This window comes from Pristimantibacillus sp. Z349TD_6, assembly GCF_056173205.1.
On record NZ_CM149662.1, the window covers coordinates 4,668,127 to 4,681,960 of the forward strand.

The following is a 13,834-nucleotide window of genomic DNA, read 5'->3' on the forward strand; positions in this document are numbered from 1 at the left end:
TTTATGTTCGGTTTATCCTTTTATGCCGGACAGTGTTACCCCTTCAATAATATAACGCTGTCCGATCATGTAAACGACCAATACCGGGAGCAGAGCGATTGAAGCACCAGCCATCATCAGAGTCCAGTCCGTCGCATACATGCCGCGGTATAGATTCAGCATCATAGGTACCGTAAATTGCTCCGGGCTGTTGAGAAAGATAAGCGGATAAAAGAAATTGTTCCACATGCCCAGAAACGTAAATATTCCGAGTGCTGAAAGCGCAGGCTTGACAAGCGGAAGCATGATGCGCGTATAGATCGTAAAGCGATTGGCACCATCCACAATGGCTGCTTCTTCCATTTCCTTCGGGATGCCTCTGAAAAATTGGCGGAGCAGAAAAACGCCAAAGGCATTTAATAAGGCAGCAGGCACGATGATCGACTGATGCGTATCGAGCCAACCGAAATTTTTCATCATCAAGTACAGCGGGATGATTGTCACTTGTCCGGGCACCATCATCGTTGCTAGAAACAATATGAACAGCGGTTCCCGGAATGGGAACCGGATTTTGGCGAAAGCGTATGCAGCCATTGAGCATGTTATCAGCTGCGCGAATACGACGATGACATTAATATAAAAGCTGTTAAAGTAAGCTCGCCCGAAAGGCAAGGCCGTCAACGAAGTTTTGAAATTGGACCATACGAACGGTTCTGGAATCCATTTAGGCGGAACGACGAATACTTGGGACAAATCTTTTAGTGCACTGAGTATCATCCATAGGAAAGGCAGCCCCATGACGCAGGCCCCAATGATCAGCACGACATGAAGCAACATCGTTGAGGGTTGAAGCTTTTTCGAATTCATGAGTTTTCTCCTTCCCGGTCATCCTTATTCTTCGTAATGAACCCAACGTTTGGATATTTTCATCTGCAGCAAGGTCAGCGTCAATATCATCGCAAATAGCGTGACAGCGGCCGATGTGCTTGTTCCGAAGGTAAAATCAACAAATGCCGAGTCATATATATGGTATACAAGTGTATAACTGGCTTTTGCCGGTCCACCCGAGGTCATGACAAAGGATTGATCAAACACCTGAAAGGATCCGATCACTGACATGATGGTGACAAAAAATGTAGTCGATGACAACAAAGGAACCGTAATATGCCGCAGCTGCTGCCATTTGCTGGCGCCGTCAATTTGTGCAGCCTCGTAATATGTCGCGGATATTCCCTGTAATCCCGCAAGGAAAAGCACCATACTGCCTCCAAGTCCCATCCATATGCTAAGCAGCGCAATGGAAGGCATTACGAACCGCGTGTCTGTCAGCCAACGGGGACCTTCAATGCCGAACCAATCTTTTAAGTATAAATTAATCAGCCCGAAATCCGCGTTAAAGAGCCACATGAAAACGACTGCTACCGCTACGGACATCGTAATGTTAGGCATAAAATAAATAAGCCGGTAAAGGATCTTTCCTTTTACTTTATTTAAGCCAATAGCAACAAGCATCGCCAGAATAATGCCGGTCGGTACGGTGAGAACGGTATAATACAGCGTGTTAACTAGCGCGATTCTGAAATCGGGATCTTTAAACTGCCCCACGAAATTGTCCAGTCCGACAAAGGTCCGTTCACCGAAGCCGTCCCAGCTCATTAGACTGATGGCGAAAGCCAATATTAGCGGAATCAACGAAAAGATAACTAAACCGACCATTTGCGGAAAGATGAAAAAATATCCCCAGAGGCTGTCCACCGTCTTCGTCCTCATGAAGTGACGTTTCGAATCTGTTTGGTCTATTGACGGAGAGGGCCCATTATTAACGGCCGTTTTCATATCGATGTAAGCCACCTTTCTTCTATTATAGTAAGAAGGAAGGGATTTCCGAATGTTCGAAAGGCCCCTTCCATTTCCTTGTGAAAGGACTGCTGGCTGCTTATTTTTTTCCTTTGTATTCCTCAATCTTCTTGTTTGCCAATGCCTCGATTTCCTTCATTGCTGTATCCAAATCCTCGTTTTTCAGCCATAGCGCCTCAAAACGGGAATTAATATCATTACTTAGACCGGGAATACCCGCTTCAAACGGAGTTAATGCATAACCGATTTCACGAGCATCCAGGAAAAACTGCGCATGCTCGGGAAGGTTCCCTTCAAGCACCACTTCGTCTGCTCCCGATACCGAAGGAACGGCATTGCCGCCTCCTTGTAGACGATAGGTTTGACCTTCCTTATTGACGAATTCCGACAAGAAGGTGTACGCCGCCTCTTTATGTTTGGTAGTCTTATTCAGTACCATATAGGCTGTCGGGATACCTGCGGGCTCGATTTTGTTGCCGGTATTTGTCGGCCAAGTGACGATATCGTACTCGAGGCTATCGTTTTTCTTGAACAGCGGCAGGTACCAGCGCCCTGCGCCGACAAAGCCAACCTGATTGGACATAAACATCGCATCGCCGCCTTGTCCTTTTGGAAGCGTGCCGGCAAATGTAATGTTTTTACTCTTGACGTTATCATATAAGAATCGGAATGCTTCGACCGCTTTTGGATCCGTGTAGCCGATATATTTGCCATTGTCGTCATAAACCTTTCCGCCGTTAGAGGTTACCCAACTGTGTGTGCTGTTCCATGCATTATCAAGTACGTAACCATATTTGCCGCTTTCACGGATTTTGTCGGTCATTTCCTTAAAAGCGTCCCAGTTCCACTGACCATTTATCTGCAAATCGGCGGGCATTTCAGTAATGCCTGCGTCCTTTAAAACCTTCTTGTTATACCAAAGCACCATCGGGTTATTGTCTACCGTTGCCCCGTATATTTTACCGTCGCGCTCAGCAGCTCCCCATAGGCCAGGAAAGAAATCCTCCTTCTTAACCGCGCTTCTTGCATCATCCATTAACGGCGTGAGTTCCTCGATGCTGCCGTTTTCAATCAGTTTAACAATAAAAGCATCACCGGCATAAAAAATGTCTGGGGCCGTTCCGCCACTCAATTGCGTTAAGATTTTTTGATCGTACTCCCCTGGGATCGGGATTAACTCCGCTTCAATTTCAGGATGTTTCTTATTAAAATCGTTTGTGAAATCTTGAAACCTTGTTAATTCTCCCGGATTCCCCCATGTAGCCCACTTGATTTTTACTTTCCCCTCTTTTGGACTGTTTGTTCCGGCTTCTTCTCCATTAGACACTCCGTTGTTGCCACCACCGCTCGTACCGCAGGCTTGAATCAAAGCAGACACAGCAATAATCATGATGAGTAGAGACCATTTGAGCTTTTTCATTCTCTTTTTCCTCCCTCAAGATATCTAATTTTCATTCAAAAATATTTTGTAAGCGCTTTAATTATAGTTCATTGTCAAAGTGGGTTTGAACGGTTTATGTTCCGAAAGAGTGTCTTGTTTTCCGCAATTAGCGTTATTTTATTTTCGCAATAAACCTTGAAATTCAGCTGGAGATACACCTACGATCTTTTTAAATTGCTTGCTAAAATATTTTACGTCGTTAAAACCAGACTGCTCGGCTACCTCATACACCTTGAGCGATGATCCTTGCAGCAGCTCCTTCGCTTTCTTTACGCGCAAGGCGATCAGGTGGTCGATGAAGTTCTCTCCTGTCACACGTTTGAACATTTCGCTGAAATAATTCCTGCTTACATTTACCGCATCAGCCACTTCCTGCAGGGAGATCGATTCCCTATAATGGCTCTTGATATAGTCAGCGGCCTCCATTACGATCCTTTGGTGCAATGTTTTATCCGGCCGCGAAGAGTCTTCACCACCCACGATTGTTTGGTAGCCATCTTTTACATGTTGAATGACCTCAGTGACATAACCCAGCCTGCCGAGCTCCCGGATTTTCCGGATGATGGAAGAATCTGCGTCTTTGAATACGGCAAACAGGCTAAGCAATTCCTCTGCCTCCTGCAGTACTTCCTCTTTCGATCGATATTGCGGTAACCAATGCTTCATGATTTCATTTATTATTTGTTCTGATCTGGAATGAAAGCCCATCGTTAACGACTCTTTGAGTTCGTGTAAGGCTGCCGCAAAAGGATAGGACGATGCCGAAATGGAATACGTTTGCTCATCAGCAGCAAGCAAGCGACACGGTCCGAGGAAGAAACCGACCGCGAGCATTTTTTTCGCCTCTATGGAGGCATTCTGAAGGTCAAGATAATTCTCATAAACGACGCTGAGTCCTATGGACACGTGCAATAGGTTCGACTCCATATGCTGCGAAAACTGCTCGATAAGCTCATAAAACATGACATGCGGGTTTGGGTGTACAGGAAGCGCAGCCAAAAGCAAGTCCGAACGAAGCATGACCGACACAAAGGAACCAAATGCTTGATAGAGTGCCTGTTTGAGCACTTCTCCCAGCTCTGTTAGGAGATCATTCCTTTCAGCATCCGTTTTGCCAAATACGTTGATCTCCAAAGCGGCAATGCGGTAGCTTACTTCCGGGCATTCTGTCTTTATTCGTTCGATAGCAGCCGGGTCACCGCATAGCGCCTTGCAAAATGTCTTCTCCAGCATTTTCTGCTTATTAGCGAGCTGTTGGTCTTCAAACTGCTGAACGATTTGTCTGTTCTCGCTTTCTTCCTGAAGCTTTTTTTTCATTTGATTCAGAACCGTTATGAGTGAATCCGAATTAAGTGTCGGCTTCAAGATATAATCGCTGGCCCCTAACCGGATTCCTTCCCGTACATATTCGAAATCATTATGACAGCTGAGCAGCAACACCTTGACCCAAGGACATAATTCTTTAGTCTTGCGCGTGAGCTCGAGTCCATCCATCACAGGCATAGCAATATCGGTGATTAATATATCAATCTCTTGATTCTGAATCCATTTCATTGCGTTTTGCCCGTTTGACGCTTCACCAACCAATGTAAATCCGTGTCTCCCCCAATCAAAAGTGGTACGAAGCCCGATTCGCGCTATCTTCTCGTCATCAACCAATAGCACTCTGTACATAGGTTTCCTCCTTAGAATCGGCAATCGTAATAAGCACCCGTGTCCCTTCGTTTTTGATGCTTGAGATGCTGAGGCCGTATGTACTTCCGTAATATAACTGAATGGTCTGATGAACATGATTAAGCCCGATATTGGTCATCCCTTTATTGCTGCGCTCTTTATCGTTCATCTGCAGTTGATGAAGCCTTCCCTCATCTATTCCGATACCGTCGTCGGTTATTTTGACCACGATATTTTGTCCGGTTTGTTCGATTTCGATATCAATCGATCCATCTGTATCCTTTGGAGCGATCCCATGGAAAATGGCGTTCTCGACGATGGGCTGAAGCAGCATTCGAGGAATTTGAATTTTTTTGAGCTCCTCCCGGCAATGGATATTTAAGCTGATTTTGTTATCATAGCGGTATTCCTGAATGATCATATATTTCTGGAGCAGTTCAAGCTCCTCCCCGAGCGGAATGAAAACGCCATTCCGTTCAAGACTGCCTTCCAATAATTGAACCAGCGTAGTGACGGCGTTGTCGACATCATTGGTCCGGTTTAATTTAGCCATCCATCTTATCGAGTTCAGCGTATTATAAAGAAAGTGAGGGTTAATCTGATAGCGGAGCGCTCGAACCTCCGCCTTTTTTTTCTCTGATTCCTCCTTGGCAATTCGAGCGATTAACAGATCGATCTGTTTGATCATTTTATTAAAGCTGCGGCCCAGCTGCCCAATCTCGTTCCGGCCGACGCTCTTGCTCCGGACGCTCAGGTCGCCGTTCTCGCCTTTACGCATCAATCGGCTCAGATTAACTAACGGATTGCCGATTTTTCGTGTAACGAAATACCCCATGCCTATTGCCGAAAGGATGCAGCAAAGTGCAATCCACATCGTGAATTTCCGGATACTAGCCGAATCGGCTGTCAGTTCCTCGAGAGGTACAACCCCAACCACATCCCAGCCGTTATACAGGCGTTCAGGAATCACCAGCGTGCTTTTGTTGTCTTTGTTATATTCCGTCGCTTGCGACGGAAGGATGAGGTTGGACTCTTTTCCATACTGCTTGGAATCCGGATGATAGAAATAACGGTTCTTGTCATTGGTGACGTAGATGTAACCCGTATCCCCAAATTGAACGCGGTCAAGCTCATCGATCAGAACCTGGCCCATGATCTCAAAGAACATCACGCCGATAATGTCGCCGGTTTCCCAGCTTCGTATGGCGCGGCCAAGGCCGAATACAGGAAACCCCATTTCCGTTTTCTTTAAATAAGAGTTTTGAGAGAGTCCGAACCATACGCTATTGCCGTTTGCTTCCAATATCGCTTTATACCAGTCGGAATCCCATTGATCCAGAGACACCAAGGAGTCCGAGCTTAATACCGAATTGTTGCGGTTCACATCGAATATATAGATATCGAGGATTTCTGACGAATTGATCATGATGGATGTTAGGATGTCTTGTCCATCTTGAATCTTGAGCGTGGTTTCATATAACTTCTCTTTCGATTGTTCCTTCAAAATATTGTGGATGACCTTACTGTTTAACAGCATCATGGACGAATCATCAAGCTTTTTGAAATAAAGGTTCAGCTTGTCACTCACCTGTGTAATAGTAAGCGAGGCTACCTTACTGACTTGTTCCTCTACGATAGAGGACGATTTATGATAAGACAAAAAACCCATGACCAGAACGGGAAGCGTCATGCCAATAAAGCAGAACCAAAAGAGTTGGGCTACAATGGAATGAAAATGACGGAAACGCATGGTCGTTCCTCCTTTATATTCAACATTAGTTTGCTGAACCTCTATATTACTCAAACTATAACAGCGCTTACAATAGTTCATATTAAAATAAATAGATTATCTTCTACTCTTTCTCTTTTTTTATAAAGGTGCATTTTGCAATAATCAAAGCCCCCGCACCATAAGGTTTTCTGAGCATAATAAAGAGACTCCACCCTGACTTGGAGAAGTTTTCAAGTAACCAACCCGAAAACGAGCCAAGCAAGTGAAGTCACTTGTATATTCTCCAAGAAAGCCTATTTTTCTTTAACAAACTGCAAGCACCGCTTGAGAACATCGAGTCCTTCCGCAACAATTGGTTCGGCTACAAGCTTCATCTTTCCGCTGAAGGCAGTTTTGACGATCTTCTTAACGAACTGGCAATCGCATTTGAAATTGGGTTTTAACCTCTGGACAAAAGAATAATGACAGAACTCATAATCGAAAAATAATTCCTAAAAAATTACAGAGATACATTTCAAATGGGGGATTAGCGGTGATTCATTTTATTAAGTCCTTGTATAGGAATAATGAGGCTTTTCAAAAAAAAACACCCCGAAGGGTGAAGCATGTTCCTCCACTATCGTACCCGTTAACTTAATAAAATGAGCATGCCACTGTTGTGCCTGCTCATACATGTATGTTTTTCAACTATCGTTATTCGATAATTGAATAGTAACGGGGGTTGAGTCTTAATATCATACGTAATCTGACCCAAGCCATACCTAGTAGATAATGTGACTGTTGCGCTTTCAGAGTCGTTTCAGAGTGTACACTCCACCACCTACGTCATGTCCTTAAGACGCTGGAAAGCTGAGGGCGGCGACTCCTCTTCGAGGCGCTGGCGGATCAGAGCGGCACACTCTTCGGAACTAAGCACCGAGGTGTCAACCTCCAGATCATAGATACCAGGCATATGGACAGCCTGCTGCCACAATCTCACCGGCTTTGGCACAGATCCGTCCTCTTCGTAGCCGGAATTCCAAGTAGCGATCCTCCGCTGCATAACAACCTCTAATGGACACCGCACACCCACAAACAAAACCGGCAGTCCACTCAGAGTCCGGGCACAGCTGGGAAGAATCCCCCGCGGGATCGAATAAGCATCGTGGTGACCGACATCAACTACAACATTCAGCCCCAAGCGGCTGTGCGCAGCAATAGACTCATACATGGCTTGATAAAGGGTCACAATGAGTGGCTCAAGGTCGGGGCGTTCCCCACCTGGCCGAAGCCCAATCCCTGGCCGGTAGCGTTCAGGGGTCATCTGCATGAACCGGTCGACTCCCATGTTCATCCATACACCCTCGAACGTATTCTGAATCACAGTGGCAATACTGGACTTCCCTGACCGCGGAGTCCCGTTTAAAATAATAATCTGTCCGGGCTCATCTACCTGTAACATTTGCTTCCCCCTTGATTGTAATGAATAAAAGTTCCTGGTCTAAACCTCAAGACGCTGGAAATCCGGCCACATCTTGGAGGCGCTGGCGGATCAGGGCAGCACACTCTTCAGAACTGAGCACCGAGGTGTCAACCTCCAAGTCATAGTTGCCAGGCATATGGACAGCCTGCTGCCATAATCTCACTGGCTTTGGCACAGATCCGTCCTCTTCGTAACCGGAATTCCAGGTAGCGATCCGCCGCTGCATGACAACCTCTAATGGGCATCTTACACCCACAAACAAAACAGGCAATCCACTCAGGATTCGGGCACAGCTCGGAAGAATCCCCCGCGGAATCGAATAAGCATCATGGTGCCAGACATCCACCACGACATTCAGTCCCAGACGGCTGTGGGCAGCAATGGCTTCATACATGGCTTGATACAGGATCACAATGAGAGGCTCAAGGTCGGGGCGTTCCCCACCTGGTCGAAGCGATATCCCAGGCTGGTAGTGTTCTGGGGTCATTTTCTTGAACTGACTGCCCCCAACGTTCATCCATACACCCTCAAACATATTCTGGATCGCGATGGCAATGCTTGACTTCCCAGCCCGCGGATTGCCGTTCAGAATGACTATTTGTCCGAGTTTATGTTCTTGTGACATACGTTTCCCTCCATTCAATGATTTCGTTCATACTGTAAATGTTTTTCCATCATTGGAAGTTACAATATAGATTGTAGCAACTATATGGCTAATGGAATAGTCTGTAATTTTAATATAATAAGGCGTAAAATTGAATAAGAACATAATCATATCTTGTTGTGCTATTCTGCCCGTTCATATTATGGTTCAACTAAATAGATCCTTATGCCGCAGCCATTGTCAGATAGGTCACTTAATAAGCAAAAAAAAACCACCCCGAAGGGTGGTCCGTACTCATGATGAATATTTCTTCATATTAGAATGCTGCTCATTAGCGCAGTGAGGCTGCCATTACATGCCTGCAGTCTCGTCTTGGTTATTGTTAAGCTAAAGTTACCTGTTAGTTTAATACCATGTTATTGCATAATATTTTATTTTAATCCATTTTGTTAACTGCTGTTCACTTACAGCGACACTCTACGCCTTCGGACATTTTCGGTTAAAGGTCTTCCGGCTTAATAAATTTCACCTCTGGATACATGTCGTTCGGACCCTGAATCAGATTTCCACCTGCTCCTTTCAATTGCTTATTAAAGAAATCGAGTACATATTGATTTACGATGCTTGTTCCTCTTTTACCATTTATATCTCCTGTTATTCCAGTCAGTTTAATCAACTCAGAATAGAATTGAAGGTCCGTGAAATTGAAGTGTTGGGTACCTTCTACATAAATCGCACTTCCCCCCTGATTGATAACATTTTTAATAATGTGCAGCTCATCTGAAAGTTGTTTATTTATTTCGTTATCCGAACTTTTATCATTTTTAAAATCTACTAACCAGTCTTTAAAAATTCCCGATCTAATAAACATAAAAGGTTTGTTTATAACATCTCTATTTTCCACTTCAAATAGTGACCCGTCCATATTAATCCCAGCCTTGATTCTATGATCTAAATAAGTTGTATTAAACGCCGTTGCTCCCCCAAAAGAATGCCCCATCACGCCTATGTTATTTAAATCTATTATCCCTTTAAATTGACTTTCGATTGCACCTGAATTAAGCTTTTCAATTTGGTTGATTACAAACTCTACATCTCGTGTCCATATATTTCCAATTCTTCTGCGTTCATCTATTGTTGTCATCTTTGTTTTATAGTCCGTTACACGGCCATCCGGAAAAATGGTAGCAAAGGTGCTATACGTATGATCGATTGTGACCACGATATACCCATGACTGGCCAGATTCTCGGCCTGTGATGCATGTAGAACTCTACTGGTTCCCATTCCGTGAGATAGCAGTACCAAGGGATAAGGGCTTGTAGAAGGTAATATTTCTACATTATCATAAGAGTTGGTTTTACTATACTTCCAGTAATCGAACACAAAATCGGGAAGGTTTAAAGAATTAGAGTATGTCTGAATATACTTTTTGAACATTTCTTTATCTTTTGGAAAAAGAGCTTCTCTCTTGTTGTTATTGCCCTTTTCAGTAGGGTACCAAACTTGAACCATTAGTTCCCTCTTATCGCTTTGATCTTCAGTTAAGACTTCATCTCTGTTCTGATCTGTAAAATGAAAAGTTTGAGTACCCACTTTCTCTGGACCATCAAGCTTTGGCAAATGAAAGACAGGCAAGTATACAGACAAGCTGGTAGATACAACAAGTAGAATGACGATTAGGGAAGATAAACTATATTTCAATGGCTTCCCTATTTTTAGGTTCACCATCTTTTCTGATTGCCTGAGTAAAACGATGAGTATGAAAAGAGCCGTCATAATATATACCAAAAGCAACTGCCATCTGTATCCCTCGACAAACAATTGAACTACAAATATAACGCCACTTCCTATACACAAAACCAGTCCTGTTTTCTTTGCACCTCTTTTCATAAACAATAGATCTACGAGTAAAGCGAAACAGGATAGAACTAAAAGTATCTCAAATAATCTCATTTGAATTCCTCTCTTTCATCACGGACTTTTACAGGTTATTTACTTCGCTTCGTTCATGAATGCGCTCAGCTATTTCTTTAAATTTGGTATCTTATAAATAATGTGATTATTTGTTAATGTTAAGTCAATCGCCACAACATTGTATTATGGAGATAGTTTCATCAATGAGCTGCTTAAATTCAAGCGATGGTGCAGCTGTTCCTTAACCTGGAAGATGTACGTTTCCCGTCAACAGATACGTGCTGGCCGTAGGGCTCTATCTTTTTCGCCTCCGAATTGCTAAATTTCTTGGCCCTCGATCCATTCTACGTCTTCTTTTCCTCTGGTTGTGTCACTCTCATCTCCCCCTGTCTTGAACTGTTTGTTGAATTTGCTTCTTTGATGCTAATGAAATTTTAACCAATGAATATGTATTCCCCATGACCTCAATATGAACTGAATATGAACAAGCAAATAAATTAATAATAGAATCCTGTATTAACTTCTCGTGTTCAGGAATCCATCTGTCTGTTGCTGGGCGATTCGCTTGGATAAAGAAAATAACTCACACTTTCCGATTCAATCATTCTTCGAACCAACAACGTGTATCCATCCTCGTTCCTAGGTTTCTCACGGACTTGCTGCTTGTCACATAATTGAATGACTTTTTCTCTGTAGCTTAATAACGTTGTTTCTTTATTAGAAACTTTCAAACATTTTTTGAAAAACCCCTATGATTTACCTATGATTAGGCCAAGCTGCATGTGTTTTTTTGATATTTTAGCAACTGAACATTATCTCTTTAGGAGTGATGCATTATAAACTATTGATCATTTGGTAAGAGAACAATGTCATTCCGGAATACACCCTTTTCACTTATCACATCGCAGGAAGAGTAAACGAGATGTTCAACTGGCTGTTGATAAAAACGGATAGTTGATGATGACATCAAAATAGCCCTACCTACCCTCCCTGAGTTTTGGGCTAACGAAGATGCCATAATCGCACATGTAAATACCGATCATTACCAAACATACCTCAAAAATACAAAAAAATATAATTACTACCACGGAAGTTTATCATTTGGAAAACATTGAATTATAAGATCAAAGCACATGAAAGTACGTTGTTTTCGTTTATGTTAATATCATTCGATTTTCGTAATGGTATTATCATTTATCTACCGAGAAAAAGTTTCTTTTATAGAAACTCTATCTCTTTATTTGAACTTATTTAAGTTCTCACTTAATATTGGCCTACGTAAAGGAGGTGAAAGTATGAATTCAAAAATCCTTATAGCACTAATGTCACTTGCGTTAAGTGCTTTTGCCATTGGAACGACAGAATTTGTTATTGTCGGTATTCTGCAAGAGGTAGCCACAGATCTTGGCATATCAGTAACCCAAGCTGGGACACTGGTGTCTGGGTATGCAGTTGCCCTTGCTATTGGAACCCCGATCGTCGTAGTTATTACCGGGAAACTGCCTAAACAAGGATATCTGGTGTTCCTCATGATCGTGTTCACTGCAGGGAATGCTCTGGCAGCAATAGCTTCTACCTATTCCATGTTGCTCTTATCAAGGATAATTACTGCTGTTGCTCACGGTGTATTTTTCGCTGTTGCAGCAACAGTGGCCGCAGATATGGTTCCTGCTAACCAAAAAGGCACCGCCATTTCCATCATGTTCACGGGGTTAACCGTTGCTACCATTCTAGGTGTTCCCCTTGGAACATATATCGGACAGGAATTTGGTTGGCGGATGTCATTTGCCGTGGTCGCTGTATTAGGGCTAATCGCTTTGTTGGTCAGTATTATAGCCGTAGAAAAAGTCCCGCGTTCAAAGCACTCACCGAGCCTTAGAGATGTTGGAAGTTTGATTTTCAATCCTCGGATCATCACTGCACTGCTAATGACGGTACTGGGTTTCGGCGGAACCTTCGCCTTATTTACGTATATCTCTCCTATCCTTAAAGAGATTAGCGGATACTCAGCCTTGTCTATTTCATGGCTGCTGTTGGTTTACGGTGTTGCAGTGGCAATTGGGAATATTATCGGGGGGAAATTAGCAAATGGGCATCCTGTCAAGGCACTTCGATTCGTATTTCTATTTCAAGGCATTGCCCTGCTGCTGCAAATATGGCTACTGCCCAACAAGACGCTCACTATTTTGTCCCTTATATTAATGGGTTTCTTCGCCTTTATGATGTCTCCCGGCGTACAGTCTTACATTCTAATGCTTGCAGAAAAGCTGGTACCTTCTGCTAAGGATGTCGCTTCTGCATTAAACATCTCTGCATTTAATATTGGGATAGCTGCTGGTTCTACTTTGGGTGGGCTTGCTGTAGACCATAAGCATATTATGGATACGGCTTGGATCGGTGCAATTATGGCTGGATTCGCATTTTTACTCGCAGCTATAAACTACAGAATGGATAAGAAACAGAATCTTTTTGTTGAGGAGAGAGGATAAATGAACTTGAAATCATTAGACCTGTTAGAGAAAGAATTGGAATTTACAAGTTTTAGCCATAAAGATGCGCTCGCCATTGGCAATCGGATTGTGCAGTATGCCCAAGAAAACAACGTAGCGGTGGCCGTGCATATTGAACGTAACCGAGTTCCTGTGTTTACGCATCTAATGGATGGTACTTCGGAAGAGAATTATGTATGGTTATTTCGTAAAAAACGGATCGTCGATCACTATAATCGCAGTTCTGCCTACATCAACCAGCGCTTTATCCAAAGCGGTGCATCTCATGAAGAACACTCCTTGCTTTCCACTGCAGAGTATCAAGCAGTTGGCGGTTCTGTTCCCATCCGTGTCAAAGGTGTTGGCGTAGTCGGGTCTGTGACGGTCGGAGGCTTGACGGGCGAATTAGACCATGCTTACGCAGTTGAGGGCATTCGCCTGTTTTTAAAAGGAGAATAAGTGGTCATGGTTATGGCCACTTTAATGATGAGAGGGTTGGGCGTAAAGCTCTTTTCCTCTCTTTTTCATTCATAATCAGTTCATCAAAAGCAACTTTCTATGTACCTATTCATCCCTATCGTGCATATGTGAGCATGTGTGCTCACCATTTCACAAAAATACGGTGACCTGTGTTGCAGTGAATTAAGGGATCTGACTAAATCAGAATCAATATTAATATTA

At 43.4% G+C, this 13,834-nt stretch carries 11 protein-coding genes and 1 pseudogene; 3 read left to right on the plus strand and 9 right to left on the minus strand.

Going from position 1 to position 13,834, the window contains the following annotated elements:
- Window positions 1-12 precede the first annotated feature (12 nt).
- The 5 genes from AC0VYE_RS20310 to AC0VYE_RS20330 form a co-directional block, all read right to left on the minus strand.
- Window positions 13-846: a carbohydrate ABC transporter permease gene (locus tag AC0VYE_RS20310; protein WP_475442741.1), complete on the minus strand. Its 834-nt coding sequence runs from the start codon at window positions 844-846 to the stop codon at window positions 13-15.
- Between the two features lie 24 nt (window positions 847-870).
- Window positions 871-1,749, minus strand: coding sequence for a carbohydrate ABC transporter permease (locus AC0VYE_RS20315; RefSeq protein WP_076266068.1), 879 nt, complete (start codon window positions 1,747-1,749; stop codon window positions 871-873).
- Between the two features lie 166 nt (window positions 1,750-1,915).
- Window positions 1,916-3,256 (minus strand): ABC transporter substrate-binding protein, encoded by a 1,341-nt coding sequence (locus AC0VYE_RS20320; protein WP_076265460.1) that lies wholly within the window; start codon window positions 3,254-3,256, stop codon window positions 1,916-1,918.
- Window positions 3,257-3,394: 138 nt separating this feature from the next.
- Window positions 3,395-4,951 carry a response regulator transcription factor gene (locus AC0VYE_RS20325; protein ID WP_475442742.1) on the minus strand — a complete coding sequence of 519 codons (1,557 nt, stop codon included), beginning with the start codon at window positions 4,949-4,951 and terminating at the stop codon, window positions 3,395-3,397.
- Window positions 4,929-6,701, minus strand: coding sequence for a cache domain-containing sensor histidine kinase (locus AC0VYE_RS20330; protein ID WP_475442743.1), 1,773 nt, complete (start codon window positions 6,699-6,701; stop codon window positions 4,929-4,931). Before AC0VYE_RS20330 ends, AC0VYE_RS20325 begins: the two co-directional genes overlap by 23 nt.
- A gap of 254 nt (window positions 6,702-6,955) precedes the next feature.
- Between AC0VYE_RS20330 and AC0VYE_RS20335 the strand changes: the two genes are divergently transcribed.
- The gene (locus tag AC0VYE_RS20335) at window positions 6,956-7,126 is read left to right on the plus strand and encodes a hypothetical protein (protein ID WP_475442744.1); all 171 of its coding nucleotides are present in this window, start codon (window positions 6,956-6,958) and stop codon (window positions 7,124-7,126) included.
- A gap of 377 nt (window positions 7,127-7,503) precedes the next feature.
- Here AC0VYE_RS20335 and AC0VYE_RS20340 read toward each other — a convergent pair whose 3' ends face one another.
- The 4 genes and pseudogenes from AC0VYE_RS20340 to AC0VYE_RS20355 form a co-directional block, all read right to left on the minus strand.
- Entirely contained in the window at window positions 7,504-8,124 is a 621-nt protein-coding gene (locus AC0VYE_RS20340; RefSeq protein WP_076265457.1) for a chloramphenicol phosphotransferase CPT family protein, read from the minus strand.
- Between the two features lie 46 nt (window positions 8,125-8,170).
- On the minus strand, window positions 8,171-8,770 hold the full coding sequence (locus AC0VYE_RS20345; RefSeq protein ID WP_076265456.1) for a chloramphenicol phosphotransferase CPT family protein: 600 nt from the start codon (window positions 8,768-8,770) through the stop codon (window positions 8,171-8,173).
- Window positions 8,771-9,248: 478 nt separating this feature from the next.
- A complete protein-coding gene (locus AC0VYE_RS20350) occupies window positions 9,249-10,703 on the minus strand; it encodes an alpha/beta hydrolase family protein (protein ID WP_475442745.1) in 1,455 nt (484 codons plus the stop codon).
- A 157-nt stretch (window positions 10,704-10,860) separates the two neighbouring features.
- A pseudogene (locus tag AC0VYE_RS20355) lies at window positions 10,861-10,984 on the minus strand (alpha/beta hydrolase); the annotation flags it as partial.
- 975 nt (window positions 10,985-11,959) lie between these two features.
- Between AC0VYE_RS20355 and AC0VYE_RS20360 the strand changes: the two are divergent.
- Both AC0VYE_RS20360 and AC0VYE_RS20365 read left to right on the plus strand, forming a co-directional pair.
- Entirely contained in the window at window positions 11,960-13,153 is a 1,194-nt protein-coding gene (locus AC0VYE_RS20360) for an MFS transporter (RefSeq protein ID WP_475442747.1), read from the plus strand.
- A complete protein-coding gene (locus AC0VYE_RS20365; protein ID WP_475442748.1) occupies window positions 13,154-13,612 on the plus strand; it encodes a heme-binding protein in 459 nt (152 codons plus the stop codon).
- The last annotated feature ends 222 nt before the right edge of the window (window positions 13,613-13,834 follow it).